Source organism: Streptomyces chrestomyceticus JCM 4735 (genome assembly GCF_003865135.1).
Classification (GTDB): Bacteria; Actinomycetota; Actinomycetes; order Streptomycetales; family Streptomycetaceae; genus Streptomyces; species Streptomyces chrestomyceticus.
The window spans coordinates 2,546,966-2,570,475 of record NZ_BHZC01000001.1 but is presented as its reverse complement, the minus strand read 5'-3'; the positions used below and the strand labels follow the sequence as shown (position 1 = coordinate 2,570,475).

Here is a 23,510-nt window from a genome sequence, read left to right as displayed (position 1 = left end):
ATCGTCTGGCCGATGACGGGGCCGGCACCGGGAATCTCCCGGGCGGGCCGGACGTTGTCACGATCGAGAGTCCCGGGGCCGCAGGGCCCCGTACGGGACGTCCCAACGACGCAAAGGATCAAATGACCTCCTCTTCTTCCCTTCCACAGGACCGACAGCGCCTCCCCGAGAGCCGCCGGGCCGACGCCCTGATGGAAGAGGACGTCGCCTGGAGTTACGAGATCGACGGGGAGCGTGACGGCGCTCAGTACGACCGCACCGAGCGGGCCGCCCTGCGCCGCGTGGCCGGGCTGTCCACCGAGCTCGAAGACGTCACCGAGGTCGAGTACCGCCAGCTCCGCCTGGAGCGCGTGGTGCTGGTCGGTGTCTGGACCACGGGCACGGTGCAGGACGCGGAGAACTCCCTCGCCGAACTGGCCGCGCTGGCGGAGACCGCCGGCGCGCTGGTGCTCGACGGCGTGGTCCAGCGCCGCGACAAGCCCGACCCGGCCACCTACATCGGCTCCGGCAAGGCCCTGGAGCTGCGCGACATCGTCCTGGAGTCCGGCGCCGACACGGTGGTCTGCGACGGTGAGCTGAGCCCCGGCCAGCTCATCCACCTGGAGGACGTCGTCAAGGTCAAGGTCGTCGACCGTACGGCCCTGATCCTCGACATCTTCGCCCAGCACGCCAAGTCCCGGGAGGGCAAGGCGCAGGTCTCGCTGGCGCAGATGCAGTACATGCTGCCCAGGCTGCGCGGCTGGGGTCAGTCGCTGTCCCGGCAGATGGGTGGCGGTGGCTCCGGCTCCGCGGGCGGCGGTATGGCCACGCGTGGTCCCGGTGAGACCAAGATCGAGACGGACCGCCGGCGGATCCGCGAGAAGATGGCGAAGATGCGCCGGGAGATCGCGGAGATGAAGACCGGCCGCGACATCAAGCGGCAGGAACGCCGTCGCCACAAGGTCCCCTCGGTGGCCATCGCCGGCTACACCAACGCGGGCAAGTCCTCCCTGCTCAACCGCCTGACCGGGGCCGGCGTCCTGGTGGAGAACGCGCTGTTCGCCACCCTGGACCCGACCGTGCGCCGGGCCGAGACGCCCAGCGGGCGGCTCTACACCCTCGCCGACACCGTCGGCTTCGTCCGCCACCTGCCGCACCACCTCGTCGAGGCGTTCCGCTCCACGATGGAGGAGGTCGGCGACTCCGACCTCATCCTGCACGTGGTCGACGGCTCGCACCCGGTGCCGGAGGAGCAGCTCGCCGCCGTGCGCGAGGTGATCCGTGACGTGGGCGCCACCCACGTACCGGAGATCGTCGTCGTCAACAAGGCGGACGCCGCCGACCCGCTGGTCCTCCAGCGGCTGCTGCGCAACGAGAAGCACGCGCTGCTCGTCTCGGCCCGCACCGGCCAGGGTATTGACGAGCTGCTCGCGCTGATCGACGAGGAGCTGCCGCGCCCGCAGGTCGAGATCGAGGCACTGGTGCCGTACACCCAGGGCGCGCTGGTCTCGCGGGCGCACGCCGAGGGCGAGGTGATCTCCGAGGAGCACGTCGCGGAGGGCACCGTCCTCAAGGCGCGGGTGCACGAGGAGCTGGCCGCCGAGTTCCGGCCGTACGTACCGGCCGCGTGACGCGGCAGGCGTAACAGGGCGTCGTGAGCACGACGCCGTAGGCAGTACGAAGGCCCGCCCCTGGGAACGGGGGCGGGCCTTCGTACTACCGCCTACGGCCACAGGGCGAGGGCCCGCCCCGGAAACCGGGTGCGGGCCCTCGTCCGCCGCGACTACTTCGACGCGAACTTCTTGCTCATCGCGTTGTACAGGCTCTTGGCCTCCGGGCCGAGGTGCGGGCCCGCCAGCCAGCCGGCCGGACGCGGACCGATCGAGGTGTTGGACACCAGCGCCGGCTTGCCGTCCGAGCCCTTGGCGAACCAGGGGCCACCGGAGGAACCGGCGGTCATCAGGCAGCCGATGCGGTACATGGTCGGCTTCTTGGCGTCCAGCGAGAGCCGGCCCGGCTTGTCGGTGCACTGCTGCAGCGTCGCACCGTCGAACGGCGCCTCGGCCGGGTAGCCCTGGGCGGTGATGCTCTTGATGTCCGGGATCGCCGAAGCGTTGAAGTCGACCGAGTAGGCGCCGCCGGCGACCTCTTCGAGGGACTTGCTGCCCGCGCCCTTCTCCGGCGTCACGTGCATGATCGCGAAGTCGTACGGCGCCATCGGCACGCTGTTGCCCTGCGGGCCGCCCTGGCCGATCCACTGGCTGGAGGTCGACGCGCCGTCGGCCCACCACACGCCCTTGGGGAACATCTGCTCACGCGAGGCGTTCTCCAACTGGGCCGCGCTCTTGCCGGTGTCGTTGAACGACGGGGCGAAGATCATGTTGCGGTACCAGCCACCGGTCTTGCCGGCGTGCACGCAGTGACCCGCGGTCCACACCAGGTTCGACTTGCCCGGGTGCGCCGGGTCCTTGACCACCGCGCCGGAGCAGACCGCGTGGCCCTCGGGCGTGTCGAAGAAGATCTTGCCGAGACCGGGCGCGTTCTGGCCGAACGGCGGCTTGACGGCCTTGGCCTGGACCGGCCGCGGGTCCGGGTCGGTCCGCCCCTGGTCACCCGAGATGTCCTTGGGGGTGGGCTCCTTCGGCGGCTTGGCCTTGCTCGCCCGGTCCGGGTCCCACAGCCCCTTGATGATCGGGTTGATGAACTCACTGGCCTCGCGGAGCCACTTGTCCTTGTCCCAGTTCTTCCACTCGCCGTTCTTCCACTTGTCCAGGTCGACGCCGTGTTCCTTGAGCTTGTCCTGGATGTCCTTGGGGATCGTGAAGCCACCCCCGCCCGCGCTGCCCTGTTCCGCGGACTGGCTGGGCTTGCCGTCCGCCTGGTTGCCCTCGGGCCCGCAGCCGGTGGCGGTCAGCGCCACCACGGCGGTGAGGGCGGCCGCGGCCAGGGCCGGCCGACGTATGGATCGCATGGGTGAACTCCCCCTGGTCTGTTCAGGCTTGCCGCAGGTGTCCGTCCGGCCCGGGCGGCCGTGCCGCGCCGTGGGTGATCGTGCCGGTCTTGCCCCGGACGTGCCCGCATCTGCTGTTTTGTCATGCACCGGAAAGCCGGGCGCAGGTCCCCACTATGCCGGTGCCGTTGGGGACGGCGGCGGGCGGGTCCCCGGTTCCGGTCCGGTGCGGATCTTTGCGTGGGGGTGGTGCGGGGCGGCGTGCCGGGGTGGTGCGAGGTGCCGCGCAGGGGTGGTGCGGGGGTGCGCGCGGGGCGCTGTACGGGGGAGGGGCGCGCGGGTGGCGCGCCGGTGGGCGCCCGTCGTCGCGTCGCCCCGTCGTCGCGGCGCGGCGCCCGGGCCCGGCAAGGATCTTGTGACAGGCCGTGTTCTCCCGCGTACGCCGTCGTTGATACGTACGGGGGACGGCTCAGCCGTGTCCGGCGGCAGGTAGAACGGTCCGTCCATCGGCCGGCCAGGTCCGACCAGACCCGTCCACGCCCGGCGGCCTGCCCACAGCGGACCAGGCCCGGTTCGCGAGGGAAGCGGCCCGACGGGGCGCGGCCGGCGCGCGGCGGGCCCGCCCGCAGTGCGCCGTAAGCGCCCCCGCACCGCGTCCGCCGGTGCGTCCGCAGTTCAACAGAAGAGTCCAGCAGCAGGAGGACCGAACCGCCGTGGCCTTGACCCAGCCTCTGCCGATGGCACCCCCTCCCGCCCACGAGGGCATCCTGCGGCGGCAGTCGCTCCGCGAGTCCGCCGCCCGTACGTACGCGCGCTCGCTCCCCATCGTCCCGGTGCGCGCCCGCGGGCTGACCATCGAGGGCGCCGACGGCCGCCGCTACCTGGACTGCCTCTCCGGGGCGGGCACCCTGGCGCTCGGCCACAACCACCCCGTCGTCCTGGAGGCGATCCGTTCCGTCCTGGACTCCGGCGCCCCGCTGCACGTCCTCGACCTGGCCACCCCGGTCAAGGACGCCTTCGTCACCGAACTCTTCGCCACCCTGCCGCCCGAACTGGCCGACCACGGCCGTATCCAGTTCTGCGGGCCGGCCGGCACGGACGCCGTCGAGGCCGCCTTCAAACTGGTGCGGACCGCGACCGGCCGGGACGGACTCGCGGCCTTCACCGGCGCGTACCACGGCATGACGGCGGGGGCGCTCGCGGCGTCCGGGGGCGCGCAGGACACCTCCGTGACCCGCCTCCCGTATCCGTACGCCTACCGCTGCCCCTTCGGCACCGGCGGCGAGCAGGGCGCGGAACTGGCCGCGCGCTGGACGGCGAACGTGCTCGACGACGACAAGAGCGGCGTCGCCAGGCCGGCCGGAATGATCCTCGAACCGGTCCAGGGCGAGGGCGGCGTGATCCCCGCGCCCGACGGCTGGCTGCGCCGGATGCGCGAGATCACGGCCGCGCGCGGCATCCCCCTCATCGTGGACGAGGTGCAGACCGGCGTCGGCCGCACCGGCGCGTTCTGGGCCGTCGGACACAGCGGCGTGGTGCCCGACGTCCTTGTCCTCTCCAAGGCGATCGGCGGCAGCCTGCCGCTCGCGGTCATCGTCTACCGCGAGGAACTGGACGCCTGGCGCCCCGGCGCGCACGCGGGCACCTTCCGCGGCAACCAGCTCGCGATGGCGGCCGGCGCGGCCACCCTCGCGTACGTCAGGGAGAACGACCTGGCGCGGCGCGCGGGCGAACTGGGCGCCCGTATGACGTCCCGGCTGGACGCGCTGGCCGCCGAACACGGCTGCGTCGGTGACGTACGGGGCCGGGGCCTGATGCTCGGCCTGGAACTGGTCGACCCGGACACCGCCCCCGACCCGTCCGGAGCCCGCCCGGCCGCCCCCGCGCTGGCCGCGGCGGTCCAGCGGGAGTGCCTCGACCGGGGCCTGATCGTCGAGCTGGGCGGCCGCCACGGCTCGGTGGTCCGGCTGCTGCCCCCGCTCACCATCACCGACGAACAGGCGGACGCGGTCCTCGACCGCCTCGCCGACGCGCTGGCGGCTGGGGCGCGGTTGGGGGCGGGTGGGGTGAGTGGGGTGTCCGGGAGTGCTGGAGCGTCCGGGGGTGCCGGGGTGCCTGGGGCTGTTGGGGTGCCCGGGAATGCCGAATCGTTTGGGGCTGCCAGGGATGCAGGGGGCGCCGGGGCCGCCGGGGTGGGTGTGGCAGGCCCCGAGCAGGAGAGGGACGCGGAGTCCGCACCGGACGGGGAAGGCCGTGCGGTACCGCGGCAGGGGTCGTCCTCCGGGGTGACCCCGTGAGCGGGCGCCCGCACCGTTCCGGACGTACGAGAGCCCGGCGCGCGGCGCGCCGCCGCGCACTTGCGCTCCGGCCCGTACGCCTCCACCGCGCCCCGCCTCTGCGTGACCGCCCATACGGGCGCACCGCTCCTCATGGGCACCCGGCCGCTCCCGGGCGCACGCCCGCCCCCTGCCCAACGTCCTCTCACCGCCCCCTCACCGTCCAGACCGCGTCGACCGCGCCGACCCTGCGAGGCACACCCCGATGAACGAACGCCCCGGCCCCGACGGGACCCCGGCCGACGAGCGACGTCTGCCCCGTGAACCCCTGACCCGGCTGCGGGAACCCGCCGTGCCGCGGCAGAACCGGCGCGCCGGCGCCCACGACAGCGGCGAGAACGGGGAGCACGGCGGCCACACCGGCTGTGCCGTACGGCTCGGACACCACGAGCGGCACGGCCTTGAGGACTGCCACGGCCTCGGAGCCACCCGGATCGTCACGGTGTACGGGGACGACGAGACCGACGCCGAACCCCCGGCCGAGGGCGGTCATCAGGACCTCGATCATCAGAATCCCGACCATCAGAATCCCGACCATCGGGATCCCGACCACCAGGGCAGCGCGCGGGCTCCGGCACCGGACCTGGCCGAGGACATCGATGACGTCGAGTATGGCGAGCACGTCGAGGCCGTCGAGGACCCGGACTCGGCGCGGGCCCCCGAGCAGGCTGGGCTGGAGCACCAGGACCGGCTGGAGCACCGTGACCCGGCCGTCGCCGCCGACGCCGCCGGGGCCGAGAGCCTGCTCCGCTGCTGGATTCGCGAGAGCGGTACGCCCCGCCCGCCCGGCGACCGGCTGCGCATCCCTCTCGACGCCAGCGCGGCGGCCCTGCACGTACCCGTCCTGTACTGGTCGGAGACCGGCTGGCACCGTCTCGGCGCACCCGTACTGGAAGGCGCTCCCGCCGACGCCGCGACGCTGGACGCCGTGACCCTCGCCGCCCTGCTGCGCCGCGAGGCCGTACGCGTCGGCGGCGCGGGCGGCAGCACCGGCAGCGCTCTCGGCCGTACCGACGACGTCCGCAGCGCCCTGACCAGTACGGGTGCGTCCAGGACCGCCCCCGGTCACCCCTCCGGCGCGCCGGACAGCGAGAGCGCCGACCTCGTCGGCCGCGTCGCCGACTCGGTGCGGCACACCGCGGTGTTCCTCGCCGGCCGGCGCGCCGCCCCGGCCGACGACCTCGGTACCTCCCGCTTCCTCGCCGCCGAACAGGCGCTGCTCTTCGGCCACCCCATGCACCCGACCCCCAAGAGCCGGGAGGGCCTGACCGACGCCGAGACGCACGTCTACTCCCCGGAACTGCGCGGCGCGTTCCGCCTCCACTGGACGGCCGTCCACCAGGACGTGTTCGCCGCCGCCTCGGCCTGGACCGAGCGCGGCCGGACCGTCCCCGCCGAGCAGTTGGCCGCCCGCCTCGCCGAAGGAGCACCCCCGGCGCCCGCCGGCACCCTGCCGCTGCCGATGCACCCGTGGCAGGCCCACCAGTTGGGCCACCGCCCGGACATCGCCGGACTGTACGAGGCGGGCCACCTCCACGACCTGGGCCCCGGCGGCCCGGACTGGCACCCCACCTCCTCCGTACGCACCGTCTTCCGGCCCGGCTGCGACGCCATGCTCAAGCTCTCCCTGGGCGTACGCATCACCAACTCCCGCCGCGACAACCTCCGCAAGGAACTGGTACGCGGCGTCGAGGTGCACCGGCTGCTCCGCACCGGCCTGGCGGCACAGTGGCGGGCGGCCTTCCCCGGCTCCCCGGGCTTCGACATCGTCCGCGACCCGGCCTGGTTCGGCGTCACCGGAGCCGACGGCGAGCCGGTGCACGGCCTGGACGTGGTCGTCCGGCACAACCCCTTCGGCGCCACCGACGACGCCGTCTGCATCGCCGCCCTCACCTCGCCCCGCCCCTGGCCCGGGCGCACCGGCCTGCGGTCCCGCCTGGCCGACGTCATCGGCAGACTCACCGCCCGCACCGGGCGGCCCGCGGGCGCCGTCGCCACCGAGTGGTTCCTGCGCTACCTCGAAGCGGTGGTACGGCCCGTCCTCTGGCTCGACGGCACCGCGGGCGTCGCACTCGAAGCGCACCAGCAGAACACCCTGGTCCTGCTGGACCGGGACGGCTGGCCGGCCGGCGGCCGCTACCGGGACAACCAGGGCTACTACTTCCGCGAGTCGCGCCGTACGGAGCTGGAGCGGCGGCTGCCCGGCATCGGCTCCACCAGCGACACCTTCGTCACCGACGAGGTCACCGACGAACGCTTCGCCTACTACCTCGGCATCAACAACGTCCTCGGCCTCATCGGCGCCTTCGGCTCCCAGCGCCTGGCCGCCGAGAAGGTGCTCCTCGCGGCCTTCCGGCGGTTCCTCGCCGACGCCGCCACCGGGCCGGCGGAACACCGTTCGCCGCTGCCCGGCCGGCTCCTGGAAGCCCGCACCCTGCGCTGCAAGGCCAACCTGCTGACCCGGCTGCGCGGCCTCGACGAACTCGTCGGCCCCGTCGACACCCAGTCCGTCTACGTCACCATCCCCAACCCTCTGCACCCCTGACCCCCGCCCAGCCCCAGCCCTGTCCCTGTCCCTGTCCCAGCCCCTGCTCCACCTCGCCCCCGGCCCGGCGCCCGAGCGCGTCGGGCCGTCTCTCCCCCTTCCGTCCCTCATCCCGCCGGTTCCCCGACTCCCCGCCCGCCCACCCCGTGACCTCGTGAGGAGGCCCGGAAAGGAGAGAGCGCCATCGTGCCCCCCACCGAATCCGGCATCGATCCAGGATCCGAGGAAGCCTTCGACCACCCCCTCGAAGCCTCTCCGGACGACGCGCTCGACGACACCCTCGACCTGCACCTGCCGCCCGACATCACGGCGCTGTTCACCGAGGCGCCCTTCGCCGCCTCCACCGACCCGGCCGACAGCCCGGGTGACGGGGTCCTGCTCGACCACATCGCCGGCTGGGGGCCCGCGGCCACCGCCGCCGGGCCGTTCCAACTCGTACCGGTACGCCTCGAACGTGACCTGCCGCTGATCTCCGCCTGGATGAACGACCCGGCCGTCGCGGCGTTCTGGGAACTGGCCGGGCCCCAGGAGATCACCGCCGCCCACCTGCGCGCCCAACTCGACGGCGACGGACGCAGCGTGTCCTGCCTCGGCGTACTGAGCGGTGTCCCCATGAGCTACTGGGAGGTCTACCGCGCCGACCTGGACCCGATCGCCCGCCACTACCCGGCCCGTCCGCACGACACCGGACTGCACCTGCTGATCGGGGGCGTCGCCGACCGGGGGCGCGGCATCGGGACCACACTGCTGCGGGCCGCCGCCGACCTCGTACTCGACCACCGTCCGCAGTGCGGCCGAGTGATCGCCGAGCCCGACCTGCGCAACGTCCCCTCCGTCGCCGCCTTCCTCGGCGCCGGCTTCCGTTACGGCGACGAGATCGACCTGCCCACCAAGCGCGCGGCCCTCATGATCCGCGACCGTGCCCACCGCCACCTCCTGTGACCGTCCCCGCCCTCCGCCCTCACCGCCGACGCCCCCTCGCCGGCGGCCTCCACCTGCCCTCCAACGCCCTCGCGGCCCCGGCCCGCCTGCCTACCCGGTACGGCCCACCCACCTCGTACGGCCTGCCGAACTCATGCCGCCCTCCGACCTGGTGCCGTCCCTCGACCTCCGGCCGCCTGCTGTCCCGGTACGGCCGGCCGACTTCGTACCGTCTCCCGACCCCCGGCCGCCTGTTGCCCCCGTACGGCCGACCGACCCCATGCCACCTCCCGGCCACCATCTCCGCCGACAGCCCCCTCGGACGCCCCACCCCCACCCACAGCCCGCACGACCACTCGCCTCTCTCCAACATCTCCTGCACCTCCAATCCCTCACACCCCTCAACCCCCTCCACCCGCCCCCTTCGCACTGCCCGCGTCTCCACACCTGACCCCTTCTCTCCGCGCACCATCCGTGTCGCTCAGGTCTCGTCCCCAGGAGTCCCGCCTTGCGTCCTTCTTCCGAACCCCTCCATAGCCCCGCTTCCGGCGCCGGTGACCCCGGCAGCGACAGCCCGGGCCCCCGCAACCGCGGCGCCGACAGCCCCGAGGTCACCGCTCCCGGCGGCAGCCATCTCAGCCGCCCCGGCGTAGGCGACCCCGACCCCGCCTCCGGGCCCGTTCCCGCCTCCGGGCCCGCCCCTGCCTCGGGCAACCCGGACGCCGCCCACCCCGCGGCCGTCGCCCCCACCGACACCGGCCACGCCTTCCCCGCCCCCGGAGCTTCCGGAACATCCGAAGCCCCCGGGGACGAGCCGCCCGGCGGCGGCACGGACAGCCACCGCGCATGGCAGAGAGCCGCTCGCCGGCTGCTCGCCAAGACCCTGGCGGAGTTCGCGTACGAGGAGGTCGTCACCCCGGAATCCGACCTGAGCGCCGCCTCCGTCCCCGGACCGCGCGACGGACACGGCGCCCCCGGCAGCACCTCCGGCGGTACCCCTGACGGCATCACCGACGGCACTGCCGACGACTCCCGCCCCTACCGTCTACGGCTGACCGACGACGTCACCTACCGCTTCCGGGCCCGGCGTGGCGCGTACGGGCACTGGCGTGTCGACCCCGACTCCATCACCCCCACAGGCGACCCCCTTCACTTCCTCTTCCACGCCCACGACAACGTCCTGGGCCTGTCCGGTGACACGACCGGCCACCTCATCCGCGAGCTGACCGCCACGCTCGCCGCCGACACCCGGCTGGACGCCACGGCCCTCAGCGCGGCGGAGCTCGCCGACCTCGACTACGCCGCACTGGAAGGCCACCAGACCGGCCACCCCTGGCTCGTCGCCAACAAGGGACGGCTGGGCTTCTCGGCGGCCGACGCCGCCGTCTGGTCACCCGAGGCCCGCACCCCGCAGCGGCTGCCCTGGATCGCCGCGCACCGCCGGCTGGCCGTCTACCGGGGCATCCCGGCCCTGGCCACCCCTGATCGTCTCTACGCCGATGAACTCACCCCCGCGGTCCGTGCCGCCTTCACCCGTACCCTCTCCTCGCAGGGCCTCGACCCCGCCGACTACCTCTACCTCCCCGTCCACCCCTGGCAGTGGGACGAGACCGTCGCGCCCCTCTTCGCCCCCCAACTCGCCGACAAATCCATCGTCCCACTCACCACTGACAACGACCTGCGGCTGCCCCAGCAGTCCATCCGCACCTTCCTCAACCTCAGCCGCCCCAGGGCCCGTACGGTCAAGCTTCCGCTCTCCGTCCTCAACACCCTGGTCTGGCGCGGCCTGCCGACCGAACGCACCATCGCCGCCCCCGCCGTCACCGCCTGGGTCCACGGCCTGCGCGACGCGGACCCGTACCTGCGCGACGAGACCCGGGTGATCCTGCTCGGCGAGACCGCGTCCGTCACCGTCGAACACCCCCTGTACGACCGGCTGCCCGGCGTCCCGTACCAGTACAAGGAACTGCTGGGCTGTATCTGGCGGGAGCCGATCAGCCGCTGTCTGGACCCGGGGGAGCGGGCCCGCACCTTGGCCGCGCTCCTGCAGACCGACCCGTACGGGCGGGCTTTAACAGCCGAGCTGGTGCACCGTTCCGGCCTGGCACCCCGCGTCTGGCTGCGCCGCCTCTTCGCCGCCCTGCTGCCGCCCCTGCTGCACTTCCTCTACCAATACGGCACGGTCTTCTCCCCGCACGGCGAGAACGCCATCGTCGTCTTCGACCAGCAGGACGTCCCCACCCGCCTCGCGGTCAAGGACTTCGTCGACGACGTCAACACCAGCGCCGAGCCGCTGCCGGAGCACGCCACCATGCCCGCCGACGTCCGCGCGGTGCTGCTCACCGAACCGCCGGACTTCCTCACCCAGTTCATCCATTCCGGTCTCTTCGTCGGGGTCTTCCGCTACCTCGCCCCGCTGTGCGAGCAGCAACTGGCGGTCCCGGAGGCCGAGTTCTGGTCGCTCGTACGGGCGGAGATCCTGCGCCACCAGGGGCGCTTCCCGCACCTGAAGAAACGCCACGAGACCTTCGACCTGCTCACCCCCCGCATCGCCCGGCTCTGCCTGAACCGCAACCGACTCCACCTCGACGGATACCGCGACCGTGCCCAGCGCCCGCACGCCGCCGTCCACGGCACCGTGCCGAACCCCCTCCACCACCCGTGACCGAGCAGATTGTCAGTGGGCCCGCGTAGGGTGGCAACGCTATGACGAAGCCCTCCCTCCCCGATCTGCTGCACGCCGCCGTCACCGCTGTCGGCGGCACCGAGCGCCCCGGCCAGGTCGCCATGGCCGAAGCCGTCGCCGAAGCGGTCGAAGACAGCTCCCACCTGCTCGTACAGGCCGGCACCGGCACCGGGAAGTCGCTCGGCTACCTGGTGCCGGCGCTGGCCCACGGCGACCGTGTGGTGGTGGCCACCGCCACCCTCGCGCTCCAGCGCCAGCTCGTCGAGCGCGACCTGCCGCGCACGGTCGAGGCCCTGCATCCGCAGCTACGCCGCCGTCCGCAGTTCGCCATGCTCAAGGGCCGCTCCAACTATGTCTGCCTGCACCGGCTGCACGAGGGCGTCCCGCAGGAGGAGGAAGAGGGCCTCTTCGACCCCTTCGAGCACGCGACGCCCACCAGCAAGCTGGGCAAGGACCTGCTGCGGCTGCGCGACTGGGCGGACGAGACGGAGACCGGGGACCGTGACGACCTCACCCCCGGCGTCTCCGACCGCGCCTGGGGGCAGGTCTCGGTCTCCTCGCGCGAGTGCCTGGGCGCCTCGAAGTGCGCGTACGGCGCGGAGTGCTTCGCCGAGGCCGCCCGCGAGCGCGCCAAGCTCGCCGACGTGATCGTCACCAACCACGCCCTGCTGGCCATCGACGCCATCGAGGGCGCCCCGGTGCTGCCCCAGCACGACGTACTGATCGTCGACGAGGCCCACGAGCTGGTCTCCCGGGTCACCGGCGTGGCCACCGGGGAGCTCACCCCCGGCCAGGTCAACCGGGCCGTCAAGCGGGCCGCGAAGCTGGTCAACGAGAAGGCCGCCGACCAGCTCCAGACCGCCTCGGAGACCTTCGAGCGCCTGATGGAGCTGGCCCTGCCCGGCCGCCTGGAGGAGATCCCCGAGGATCTCGGGTACTGCCTGATGGCGCTGCGGGACGCGGCCCGTACGGTGATCTCGGCCCTCGGCTCGACCCGCGACAAGTCCGTCCAGGACGAGGACGCCGTACGCAAGCAGGCCCTCGCCTCCGTCGAGAACGTCCACGCCGTCGCCGAGCGCATCGCCAACGGCTCCGAGTACGACGTCGTCTGGTACGAGCGCCACGACCGCTTCGGCGCCTCGCTGCGCGTCGCGCCGCTGTCCGTCTCCGGCCTGCTCCGGGAGAAGCTCTTCGCCGACCGTTCCGTCGTGCTCACGTCAGCCACCCTCAAGCTGGGCGGGGACTTCAACGGCGTCGGCGCCTCCCTGGGCCTGGCCCCGGAGGGCACGGAGGGCGAGGACGTCCCGCAGTGGAAGGGCCTGGACGTCGGCTCCCCGTTCGACTACGGCAAGCAAGGCATCCTCTACGTCGCCAAGCACCTCGCCCAGCCGGGCCGCGAGGGCAGCCGTACGGACATGCTCGACGAGCTGGCCGAACTGATCGAGGCCGCCGGCGGCCGTACGCTCGGCCTGTTCTCCTCCATGCGCGCCGCCCAGGCCGCCGCCGAGAACCTCCGAGGGCGGCTTGACATGCCGATCCTCCTCCAGGGCGAGGAGACCCTCGGCGAACTGATCCGTACCTTCGCCGCGGACGCCCGTACGTGCTTGTTCGGCACCCTCTCGCTGTGGCAGGGCGTCGACGTGCCGGGCCCGAACTGCCAGCTCGTGGTCATGGACCGGGTGCCGTTCCCGCGCCCCGACGATCCCCTGATGAGCGCCCGGCAGAAGGCCGTGGAGGAGGCCGGCGGCAACGGCTTCATGGCGGTCGCGGCGACCCACGCCGCCCTGCTCATGGCCCAGGGAGCGGGCCGCCTCGTGCGCGCCACGGGCGACCGCGGCGTAGTCGCCGTACTGGACCCGCGCGTCGAGCGCGCCCGCTACGGCTCGTTCCTGCGCCGGTCCATGCCCGAGTTCTGGTACACCACCGACCGCAACCAGGTCCGCCGCTCCCTGGCCGCCATCGACGCGGCAGCCAAAGCCACAGAAGAGGCGTGACCGCCCCCGCAGCCACCAAACGGAACCCCACCCTCCACCCGCCCCCCGGGGACGTAGCGGCATCACAGCCGCCCCCAGCCGCCCCCTCAGCCCCCGGCGCCGCTCCCTCACGGAACCCGCGCCGCCGGGGACGTACGGGCCACTCCACGTTCGGCCAGCCACCGCGCCATCCCGTGCGGACGGCCAGGGGACGTTCGCCGCACGCCCACCAGCACCTCCCGCGGCCCGCCCCCCTGGACCCCACCCCACCCCGCACTAACCCCCACCATCAATTGAGCAACCCCCACGACGCCCAGCCCCCTCCGCGAAAGCGGCGCCGGCTTAGGCGCAAAGGCAAGCCCCGGGACCGGCGCAGTGGTCCCGGGGCTCGGTCGAGGGGAGGGGTCAGACCCGCCGCAGCACCGCCACCACCTTGCCGAGGATGGTGGCCTCGTCGCCGGGAATGGGCTGGTACGCGGCGTTGTGCGGGAGCAGCCAGACATGGCCGTCCTCGCGCTTGAAGCGTTTGACCGTGGCCTCGCCGTCCAGCATGGCGGCGACGATGTCGCCGTTCTCCGCCACGGGCTGGCGGCGCACGGTGACCCAGTCGCCGTCGCAGATCGCGGCTTCGATCATCGAGTCACCGACGACCTTCAGGACGAACAGTTCGCCGTCGCCGACCAACTGCCGGGGCAGCGGGAAGACGTCCTCGACCGACTCCTCGGCGAGGATGGGACCGCCCGCGGCGATCCGTCCGACGAGCGGGACGTAGGACGCGGCGGGCTTGCCGGCCGTGTCGGTGGGCGCGCTGCTCGGCTGGTCGGAGCCGCGGACCTCGTACGCCCGGGGGCGGTGCGGGTCGCGGCGCAGGAAACCCTTGCGCTCCAGAGCCATGAGCTGGTGGGCGACGGACGAGGTGCTGGACAGCCCCACCGCCTGGCCGATCTCGCGCATGGACGGCGGATAGCCGCGACGCTGGACGGAATCCCGGATGACCTCGATGACCCTGCGCTGTCGGTCGGTGAGTCCCGAACTGTCGGCGCGGATGCCTGGAGGACGGCCGGGCAGTGAGCGGGCTGGCTTCTGCCCCTCGGGGTTCATGGCGTCGTCCATCGGCGGTTTCCGGGTCGGATCGAATCGGCTCTGGGAGTGGCTCTGGGCGGTGATGGTGGCGCTGTCTGCGGTGGTGGTCACGTCGGCCCCTCTCGGAATGTGCTCCCTAGTTAGCCAACGGTAGTTGCTTTCGAAAGGTTGCGCCAAACACACGTTCGAGTGAAAATTTCAGGATTAGCTGACCTGATCACGGGCTTAGGTGTATAGCCGAAAGGCAATTCGGGTCATTGCGGTACTCTTCGCCCCGAGCTGATGGCCGGGCGTGCGAGCCGTCCCGCCGGGCCCGGTCGGGCGCCGCGACGTGCCGATTCTGTCATCCCCGCCCCGCCGGAGCCGCCCCCGGGTCCCGTCCCGTACCCTCGTCGGCGGCCCTCCGCGCGGCCCCCGACGGCCCGCCCCGCTGCGACACGCAGGGGACGCGGATGACCTCCCGACACCACATGTAGTGCTTTGATGACTACGGCTGCCCAGAAGTTGTGGTGCTGGTGTCTTTCGGGGCTCCCGGGATCGCCTATGCTTGGGGTCGCTCCGAGGGGCCCGTGAGGGCGGCCCGGAGGTCATCAGCCGTACGCCGGGACCGTGGGCGTACGACCGTAATTTTCGAGGGTGAGGAGGGTGAATTCATGCATTGCCCCTTCTGCAGGCACCCCGACAGCCGGGTGGTCGACAGCCGTACCACCGATGACGGCACTTCGATCCGCCGGCGCCGTCAGTGCCCGGACTGCTCCCGCCGTTTCACCACCATCGAGACGGCGTCACTGATGGTGATCAAGCGGAGCGGGGTCACCGAGGCGTTCAGCCGCAACAAGGTCATCGCCGGCGTACGCAAGGCGTGCCAGGGCCGGCCGGTCACCGAGGACGCCCTCGCCAAGCTGGGGCAGCGGGTCGAGGAGGCCGTGCGCGCAACCGGCAGCGCCGAGCTGTCCACCCACGACGTCGGGCTGGCCATACTGGGCCCGCTGCAAGAACTCGACCTCGTCGCGTACCTGCGCTTCGCGAGCGTGTACCGCGCCTTCGACTCGCTGGAAGACTTCGAGGCGGCCATCGCCGAGCTGCGGGAGCAGAGCGAGCGGGCGGCGCCCGCGCGGGAGTGCGGGTGCGAAGGGGGCGCCGGGCAGCCGGCGGTCCCGGTGCCTGCCACCGCCGCCGACTGAGATCGGCACATCACAGACCTGACCAGGGCAAATGCAGGCGCCCTGGTGCCAGACAGACACACACCGTGCCACGGGAAGAAGTGCGCACATATGGGCGTTTGCCCGTACAGGGAGGCGGAATGACAGAGACGACGAGCGGCCCGGCACGAGGCTCCCGCGCCAAGGGCAGCAAGGCGAGCAAGGGTCTGCGTATCGAGCGCATCCACACCACTCCCGGCGTGCACCCGTACGACGAGGTGGCGTGGGAGCGCCGTGACGTCGTCATGACCAACTGGCGCGACGGCTCGATCAACTTCGAGCAGCGTGGCGTCGAGTTCCCCGAGTTCTGGTCGGTGAACGCGGTCAACATCGTCACGAGCAAGTACTTCCGCGGCGCGGTGGGCTCCGACACCCGGGAATCGAGCCTCAAGCAGCTCATCGACCGGGTCGTGAAGACGTACACGAAGGCCGGCGAGGCCAACGGCTACTTCGCCTCCCCGGCGGACGCCGAGATCTTCGAGCACGAGCTGGCGTACGCCCTGCTCCACCAGGTCTTCAGCTTCAACTCGCCGGTGTGGTTCAACGTCGGCACGAAGCAGCCGCAGCAGGTCAGCGCGTGCTTCATCCTCTCCGTCGACGACTCCATGGACTCGATCCTGGACTGGTACAAGGAAGAGGGGATGATCTTCAAGGGCGGCTCCGGTGCCGGCCTGAACCTCTCCCGCATCCGCTCCTCCAAGGAGCTCCTGTCCTCCGGCGGCAACGCCTCGGGCCCGGTCTCCTTCATGCGCGGCGCCGACGCGTCCGCCGGAACGATCAAGTCGGGCGGCGCCACCCGCCGCGCGGCCAAGATGGTCGTCCTGGACGTGGACCACCCGGACGTCGAGGCCTTCATCGACACCAAGGTGAAGGAGGAGGAGAAGGTCCGCGCCCTGCGGGACGCGGGCTTCGACATGGACCTGGGCGGCGACGACATCACGTCCGTCCAGTACCAGAACGCCAACAACTCGGTCCGCGTCAACGACGAGTTCATGAAGGCCGTCGAGACCGGTTCGAAGTTCGGCCTGCGCGGCCGGATGAACGGCGAGGTCATCGAGGAGATCGACGCCAAGAGCCTGTTCCGCAAGATGGCGGAGGCGGCCTGGGCGTGCGCCGACCCCGGCATCCAGTACGACGACACGATCAACCACTGGCACACCTCGCCGGAGTCGGGCCGGATCACCGCCTCGAACCCGTGCAGCGAGTACATGCACCTGGACAACTCCTCGTGCAACCTGGCCTCGCTGAACCTGATGAAGTTCCTGCGCGACGACGACAAGGGCAACCAGTCGTTCGACGCCGAGCGCTTCGCCAAGGTCGTCGAGCTGGTCATCACCGCGATGGACATCTCCATCTGCTTCGCGGACTTCCCCACCGAGAAGATCGGTGAGACCACCCGCGCCTTCCGCCAGTTGGGCATCGGCTACGCCAACCTCGGCGCCCTGCTGATGGCCACCGGTCACGCGTACGACTCGGACGGCGGCCGCGCCCTGGCCGGTGCCATCACCTCCTTGATGACCGGCACCTCCTACAAGCGCTCCGCCGAGCTGGCCGCGGTCGTCGGCCCGTACGACGGTTACGCCCGCAACGCCGACGCCCACAAGCGCGTCATGAAGCAGCACTCGGACGCCAACGGTGTCGCCAAGCGCATGGACGACCTGGACACCCCGGTCTGGGCCGCGGCCACCGAGGCGTGGCAGGACGTCATCCGCCTCGGCGAGAAGAACGGCTTCCGCAACGCGCAGGCGTCGGTGCTCGCGCCGACCGGCACCATCGGCCTGATGATGGACTGCGACACCACGGGCGTCGAGCCGGACCTGGCCCTGGTCAAGTTCAAGAAGCTGGTCGGCGGCGGCTCCATGCAGATCGTGAACAACACGGTCCCCAAGGCGCTCAAGCGGCTCGGCTACCAGCCGGAGCAGGTCGAGGCGATCGTCGCCCACATCGCCGAGAACGGCAATGTGATCGACGCCCCCGGCCTGGACCCCGCCCACTACGAGGTCTTCGACTGCGCCATGGGCGAGCGCTCCATCTCGGCCATGGGTCACGTACGGATGATGGCGGCGGCCCAGCCGTTCCTGTCCGGCGCGATCTCCAAGACCGTCAACCTCCCCGAGTCGGCCACCGTCGAAGAGGTCGAGGAGGTCTACTTCGAGGGCTGGAAGCTCGGTCTGAAGGCCCTGGCGATCTACCGCGACAACTGCAAGGTCGGCCAGCCGCTCTCCGCCAAGAAGAAGGAGGAGGAGAAGAAGGCCGAGGAGAAGCCGGCCGAGAAGGTCGTCGAATACCGTCCGGTCCGCAAGCGTCTGCCCAAGGGCCGTCCCGGCATCACCACCTCCTTCACGGTCGGCGGCGCCGAGGGCTACATGACCGCCAATTCCTACCCGGACGACGGTCTGGGCGAGGTCTTCCTGAAGATGTCCAAGCAGGGCTCGACCCTCGCGGGCATGATGGACGCCTTCTCCATCGCCGTCTCGGTGGGCCTCCAGTACGGCGTGCCGCTGGAGACGTACGTCTCGAAGTTCACCAACATGCGCTTCGAGCCGGCCGGTATGACGGACGACCCGGACGTGCGGATGGCGCAGTCGATCGTCGACTACATCTTCCGCCGCCTGGCGCTGGACTTCCTGCCCTTCGAGACCCGTTCCGCGCTCGGCATCCACTCCGTCGAGGAGCGTCAGCGCCACCTGGAGACCGGTTCGTACGAGCCGGTCGAGGAGGAGGAGCTCGACGTCGAGAGCCTGGCCCAGTCCGCGCCGCGCCGCCTGGAGCCGGCCGCGGAGCCCTCGACGGCCGAGATCGTCGAGGAGACCGCGGCCCCGGCCCCCAAGCAGGCGCACACCAACGCGGAACTGGTGGAGATGCAGCTCGGCATCAACGCCGACGCTCCGCTGTGCTTCTCCTGCGGTACGAAGATGCAGCGCGCGGGTAGCTGCTACCTGTGCGAGGGCTGCGGCTCGACCAGCGGGTGCAGCTGACACCGGCACCTTCGGGTGACTGATTGACCAGGGTGGGGATCCGGAATTCCGGATCCCCACCCTGCGTTTTCCCGACCCTGCGTCTTTGTGCCCGGACCGTGCGGGTCCGCCCGCGGGACGCAGTGGAATGCCGGAGCCTTACCCACGCCCGACAGTGTTTTCGCCGATGTCTCGGCGTATACCGTCCGTCAGTCGCCCATGACCGTGACGAACGTTTCCGGGTCGGTGTCGAAGCCCCGTACGGTCGAAAGGAACCGCCATTCGTCCGACCCGTCCCGCTCGAATTCCGCTATCACCGCCGCGGTCGCGCCGGCGGTCTCCGAGAAGTCGCCCGCCGCCAGTTCGTCGTATCCCTCGTTGACGCGGAAAGCGGTGTTGGCCACTTCCCCGAACGTCTTGCGTCCGCCGCGCTGCTGGATGGCCACGCCGACGACCACGCGTGCGTAGGTGTCCGCCAGCCGGTTCAGTTCCAGCACCATGGCCTCGTCGGTGCCGAAACCCAGGCCGGTGCGGCTGTCACGGCTGAGGATGATGGTGCCGTCGGGCGAGCGGCTGTCGAAGTGCACGAGGTAGTCGGGTGCCCCGCGCGGGTCGTCCTTGGTGTAGGTCGCGGCGATGAGGTCCAGGTCGTTGGCCGAAGCGCCTGCGGGGCTGGGGTCCCACTTGAGGGTCACTTCGACTTTGTCGATCCCTTTGTTGAGGCTGCTCACAGAGATCCCTTCCGTGTTGCAACTCCCGGGCTGTGCAAGGCGTTCCCTCCATGGTGTCACGCTCCGCAAGCCCTGCCCCGGCGGTCGGGGCGACGCCGTCCGGTCGGCAGGACTGGTACGCGTACTGCTACTCCGACGTATCGAGTAGGACTGAAGTACCATCAGTGACCCGTACGGGTTATGCGCGTTGGGCGGTGCGAAGGCTGGATCGCTGGTCAGGGCCGTTGTGCGGCCGCGCCGCGATGTGGGCGCCTTGGGCGGCAAGTTGACGCCAGGTCGGAGGCCGGAGGCGGTGGAGTCGCAGGGCGCGCGTCGCGGACTGTGTGCATGGAGGGCCGATCAGGCGGCCGTTTCTCCCCAGAGGCGCGTCAAGTGGCTGTCCAGCGCGTCGAGTGCCGCCTCGGGTGCGAGGTGGCCGATCAAGACGTGGGTGGTCAGGCCGTCGGTCAGGGCGAGGAGGGTGCGCGCCTCGCGCTCCGCGTCGGGTGTCCCGGTGGCTTCGGCGATGAGGCGGGTGAACAGGCTGTGCAGGCCCGTGTAGTTGCCGCGCAGGATCTCGGCGAGCGCGGGGCTGACCGCGGCCTGGGCGACGAAGGCGAGCCAGACGCGCGCCTCGGCCCGGTGCTCGGCGCGCAGCAGGGAGATCTCGGTGGTCGCGTGCCCGAGTGCCGTACGGGCCGACTGCGCCGGGGACTCGGCGAGCCGCGCCGCCACCCGGGCGGAGATCCGCGCCCCGATGTGGCCGAGCGCGAAGACCAGCATCTCCTCCTTGGTGCGGAAGCAGCGCTGGACCGCGCCCATGGACACGTCGGCGCGCGCCGCCACGTCTCTGAGGGTGACGCCCTCCAGGCCGTGCTCGTCGGCGAGGCGGCAGACGGCCTCGGCGATCTGCCGGCGGCGGCTCTCGTGGTCCACCTGCTTGGGCATGGGGCGCTCCCGTATTGCGATGCGTGTGTATCGATGTCAAGGGTACGATGTGATGCACTTGCATCGGAACGTGTGTGCGGCGGCCTGTCCGTCGCCGACGTCCAAGGACGAGGGAGTGCGAAGTGGGAGCGCAGCAGGCTCTGTGGGAGCTGCCGGCCCAGGCCCAGGCGGCCGCCGTACGGAGCGGCGAGGTCACCGCCGTCGAGCTGGCCGAGTGCCATCTGGAGCGGATCGCCGAGGTCAACCCGGCCGTCAACGCCGTCACCCAGCTCCTCGCCGACCGGGCGCGCGCGGACGCGGCCGCGGTGGACCGGCGGCGCGCCGCGGGGGAGGACCCGGGGCCGCTCGCCGGTGTGCCCTTCACGGTCAAGGAGACCACCGCCGTCGAAGGGGTGCCGACCACGTACGGCGCGGAACGCTTCCGCCACCATGTCGCGCGCTCCGACGCGCCCCCGGTGGCGCGGCTGCGCGCCGCTGGTGCGGTGCCGATCGGGCACAGCAACATGCCGACGCTCGTCCTCGCGGGCGTCCACACGCGCAGTGAGCTGTACGGGGACACCGTCAACCCCTGGGCGTCCGGTGTCACGCCGGGCGGGACCAGCGGAGGCGACGCCGCCGCCGTGGCCAGCGGCATGGCCGCGATCGGACTGGGCAACGATTCCGGCGGATCGGTGCGACTGCCGGCGTCCTTCTGCGGTGTGGCGGGCCTGAAACCCACGTACGGGCGCTTCCCCGCCGATCACCGCATGGGCGCGGAGGACCCCGCACTCGCCACACAGGTGCTGGTGGTCGACGGCCCGCTGGCCCGTACGGTCGGCGATCTGCGCCTGGCCTACGAAGCGCTCGCGGGTACCGATCCGCGGGACCCGAGGGCCGTGCCGGTGCCCCTGTACGGTGCGGAGCTGCCGCGGCCGGCGAAGGTCGCGATGGTCACCGACCCGGGCGGCGCGGGTGTCCATCCCTCGGTGCGCAAGGCTGTCGAGGACGCGGCGGACGCGCTGCGCGACGCCGGGTACGAGGTCAGCGAGGTCCCGGACGTACCGCGTCTGGATGAAGCGCTTGAGGTGTACGGCCGTATGACGTTGGCCGAATTCGCCCCCACTTGGCCCGTGGTGCGCAACCTCCTGGGCAAGGAAGGGCATGGCTACATCGAGATGTCGATGGAGGCGGCGGGGGACGCCCTCCGGATGGACGTGCCGGAATACCTCCGCCTGACCGGCGCACGGCTCGGCATCCAGAGGGCGTGGGCGGAGTTCCTCGACACCTACCCCCTGTTGCTGGCGCCCGTCTTCACCGAGCCGCCCTTCGAGCCGGGGCTGGAGGTGCGTGACCAGGAGGGGCACGCGCGCGTCCAGCGGGCGATGCGCCTGTGCACGGCCACGAGCTTCGTGGGCGTCCCGGCGGTGGCCGTGCCGACCGGGGTGGTGGCGGGACTCCCGTACGGCGTGCAGCTCGTCGGCCGCGCCTACCGGGAGGATCTGTGTCTGGAGGCTGCCGAGGCCGTGGAGCGGAGGCTCGGAGTGATCACTCCCATCGACCCGCGTCCGTAGGGGAGTTCGGTGTGGTGGGAGCGTGACGCGCGGTGATGCCGGGCCCCGCTGAGCCGTACGATGGCGCGGTGCTGGTCAAGTGGATTAGATGCACGGTCGTGGACCGCCGGGGGTTCGAGAGGGGGCAGCGGAAATGGGCGGGGCTGCTCGGTGAGCCGGGCTTCCGTGGGCAGGGCGGCGGGTGGAGCCGGACGCGGCCGTCGGTCGCGCATCTGGTCGCCTTCTGGGAGAGCAGGGCGTTCTACGACTCCTTCATGGCGCGCTCGCACGACCGGCTGGCGGCGGCCCAGGTGGGCACGTTCAAGGACTCCCGGGTGCGCCTGTTCGAGTACGAACTCGACGTGAAGGTCGGCTTCCAGCCGGTGTTCGCCGACGCCGACGTGCTGCGGATGGCGCACTGCCAAGTGCGCGCCGACCGGGTGGACCACTTCATGCTGATGCAGGAGAAGGTGTGGAATCCGGCCATGGCCGGCTCCCCGGGGATGCTGCGCGGGTTGATGGGGCGCGCGCCGGGGGAAGAGTTCTTGATCCTGTCGATGTGGGAGTCGGCGGCCGAGCGGGGGAAGTACCGACCGGAGCGGGTGGAACGGCTCGGCCTCCGCGCGCAGACGGAGGCCGACGTGCGGGCCGTGACGGGCGATGTGGCCGATCTCGAACCGTCGTGGACGGTGTGAGTGGCGCGGCTTGTGGTGGGGTGCTGGGTGCTGCTTCCGGCGGTGTGTGCACCCCTCTTCATGGCGGTGCGGACGCCTTCGCTCAGGGCGGTACGGATGCCTTCTCCAGGGCGGCGTGAGCACGTTCGCCCGGGTGGGTGCGGGCAGTCGGTTCACGGCTGGGTGGACGCTCGGTTCGTGTTCACGGCTCCGTGGTCGTGCCGGTCTCCTTGGCTGCGCTCGCTCCGCTGTCTGACGCGGCGCGCGCCGCACCGCTCGGCGGGGTGAAAACTCCGGCATGCGCGGCTGCCACCGCCGCCGCGGCAGCCTGGTCGGCGGTGCGCTCGTCGACCGGTTCGCGGGTGATGAAGAGGCGGAAGAAGAGCGGTGCGCACGCGGCGCGCGCAAGCGCTCCGGCGTCGATGCCTTCCTCCCGGGCGGCCGGGAGCTCGCCGCGTTCGACCGCGCGCTGCACCAAGGGCTCGCAGCGCTTGAAGCGCTCCCCGTAGTAGGCGCTCAACGCGTCGGCGGCCCGCTGCGACTGGAAAGCGGCCGCGATGATCGCGGAGCCGGAGACCGACGTGGCGGGATCGGTGAACGACTCCACCACCTCGCGGGCGAGCGCCCGCAGATCGCCTTCCAGCGATCCGGTGTCGGGCGGCGTCCAGTTGTCTTCGCCGGCCAGGTCGAGAGCGTCGGCCAGCAGCCCTTCGAGGCTGCCCCAGCGGCGGTAGAGCGTCGTCTTGTGCACCCCGAATGCTCTGCGACGTACTCGACGGTCAGGCCGGGGTAGCCGTGTTCGACCAGGCCGGCCAGCACGGCGTCGCGGACGGCGGCGCGGGTGCGGGCGGTGCGCCCGCCCGGGCGGCGGGTGCCGGGCCCGGGGGTCGGGGGCTCCGGGGTTCTGGACAACTGCAACTCCTGTTGTGTTAGTGCGGCGACTGTGTCATCATCGACGTAATGCTACAAGCGTAGCGTTTGAGTTCGTCGGTGCGGTGCCGCACCGACGAGTCAGGG

General features: G+C 71.8%; 14 protein-coding genes and 1 pseudogene. 10 read left to right on the top strand and 5 right to left on the bottom strand.

The features are described 5' to 3' along the window. Nucleotides 1-122: 122 nt before the first annotated feature. On the top strand, nucleotides 123-1,610 hold the full coding sequence (gene hflX, locus EJG53_RS10450) for a GTPase HflX (RefSeq protein WP_125044625.1): 1,488 nt from the start codon (nucleotides 123-125) through the stop codon (nucleotides 1,608-1,610). 152 nt (nucleotides 1,611-1,762) lie between these two features. Here hflX and EJG53_RS10445 read toward each other — a convergent pair whose 3' ends face one another. After that, nucleotides 1,763-2,950: a trypsin-like serine peptidase gene (locus tag EJG53_RS10445; protein ID WP_125044624.1), complete on the bottom strand. Its 1,188-nt coding sequence runs from the start codon at nucleotides 2,948-2,950 to the stop codon at nucleotides 1,763-1,765. Nucleotides 2,951-3,642: 692 nt separating this feature from the next. On the opposite strand from EJG53_RS10445, the gene EJG53_RS10440 reads away from it, so the two are divergent. From EJG53_RS10440 to EJG53_RS10420, 5 genes are all read left to right on the top strand, one after another. Beyond that, entirely contained in the window at nucleotides 3,643-5,226 is a 1,584-nt protein-coding gene (locus EJG53_RS10440; RefSeq protein ID WP_244955091.1) for a diaminobutyrate--2-oxoglutarate transaminase family protein, read from the top strand. 244 nt (nucleotides 5,227-5,470) lie between these two features. Next, nucleotides 5,471-7,810: an IucA/IucC family protein gene (locus EJG53_RS10435; RefSeq protein ID WP_125044623.1), complete on the top strand. Its 2,340-nt coding sequence runs from the start codon at nucleotides 5,471-5,473 to the stop codon at nucleotides 7,808-7,810. 186 nt (nucleotides 7,811-7,996) lie between these two features. Beyond that, on the top strand, nucleotides 7,997-8,752 hold the full coding sequence (locus EJG53_RS10430) for a GNAT family N-acetyltransferase (RefSeq protein ID WP_174856392.1): 756 nt from the start codon (nucleotides 7,997-7,999) through the stop codon (nucleotides 8,750-8,752). 847 nt (nucleotides 8,753-9,599) lie between these two features. Beyond that, nucleotides 9,600-11,396 (top strand): IucA/IucC family protein, encoded by a 1,797-nt coding sequence (locus tag EJG53_RS10425; protein WP_125049299.1) that lies wholly within the window; start codon nucleotides 9,600-9,602, stop codon nucleotides 11,394-11,396. A 41-nt stretch (nucleotides 11,397-11,437) separates the two neighbouring features. Continuing rightward, nucleotides 11,438-13,411 (top strand): ATP-dependent DNA helicase, encoded by a 1,974-nt coding sequence (locus EJG53_RS10420; RefSeq protein ID WP_125044622.1) that lies wholly within the window; start codon nucleotides 11,438-11,440, stop codon nucleotides 13,409-13,411. Between the two features lie 384 nt (nucleotides 13,412-13,795). Here EJG53_RS10420 and lexA read toward each other — a convergent pair whose 3' ends face one another. Then, nucleotides 13,796-14,584 carry a transcriptional repressor LexA gene (gene lexA, locus EJG53_RS10415; protein WP_030020363.1) on the bottom strand — a complete coding sequence of 263 codons (789 nt, stop codon included), beginning with the start codon at nucleotides 14,582-14,584 and terminating at the stop codon, nucleotides 13,796-13,798. Between the two features lie 542 nt (nucleotides 14,585-15,126). On the opposite strand from lexA, the gene nrdR reads away from it, so the two are divergent. Both nrdR and EJG53_RS10405 read left to right on the top strand, forming a co-directional pair. Continuing rightward, complete coding sequence (gene nrdR, locus EJG53_RS10410; RefSeq protein ID WP_031009186.1) at nucleotides 15,127-15,657, top strand: transcriptional regulator NrdR; 531 nt, start codon at nucleotides 15,127-15,129, stop codon at nucleotides 15,655-15,657. Between the two features lie 119 nt (nucleotides 15,658-15,776). Beyond that, nucleotides 15,777-18,653 carry a vitamin B12-dependent ribonucleotide reductase gene (locus tag EJG53_RS10405; RefSeq protein WP_125044621.1) on the top strand — a complete coding sequence of 959 codons (2,877 nt, stop codon included), beginning with the start codon at nucleotides 15,777-15,779 and terminating at the stop codon, nucleotides 18,651-18,653. Nucleotides 18,654-18,841: 188 nt separating this feature from the next. Here EJG53_RS10405 and EJG53_RS10400 read toward each other — a convergent pair whose 3' ends face one another. Together EJG53_RS10400 and EJG53_RS10395 are read right to left on the bottom strand one after the other, a co-directional pair. Then, a complete protein-coding gene (locus tag EJG53_RS10400) occupies nucleotides 18,842-19,363 on the bottom strand; it encodes a TerD family protein (RefSeq protein ID WP_125044620.1) in 522 nt (173 codons plus the stop codon). A 339-nt stretch (nucleotides 19,364-19,702) separates the two neighbouring features. Further along, on the bottom strand, nucleotides 19,703-20,290 hold the full coding sequence (locus EJG53_RS10395; protein WP_125044619.1) for a TetR/AcrR family transcriptional regulator: 588 nt from the start codon (nucleotides 20,288-20,290) through the stop codon (nucleotides 19,703-19,705). A 122-nt stretch (nucleotides 20,291-20,412) separates the two neighbouring features. Between EJG53_RS10395 and EJG53_RS10390 the strand changes: the two genes are divergently transcribed. Both EJG53_RS10390 and EJG53_RS10385 read left to right on the top strand, forming a co-directional pair. Next, nucleotides 20,413-21,840: an amidase gene (locus tag EJG53_RS10390; protein ID WP_125044618.1), complete on the top strand. Its 1,428-nt coding sequence runs from the start codon at nucleotides 20,413-20,415 to the stop codon at nucleotides 21,838-21,840. A 68-nt stretch (nucleotides 21,841-21,908) separates the two neighbouring features. Then, the gene (locus EJG53_RS10385; RefSeq protein ID WP_031009175.1) at nucleotides 21,909-22,514 is read left to right on the top strand and encodes a YdbC family protein; all 606 of its coding nucleotides are present in this window, start codon (nucleotides 21,909-21,911) and stop codon (nucleotides 22,512-22,514) included. 181 nt (nucleotides 22,515-22,695) lie between these two features. Here EJG53_RS10385 and EJG53_RS10380 read toward each other — a convergent pair. Beyond that, nucleotides 22,696-23,411, bottom strand: a pseudogene (locus EJG53_RS10380) (TetR/AcrR family transcriptional regulator). Nucleotides 23,412-23,510 lie beyond the last annotated feature (99 nt).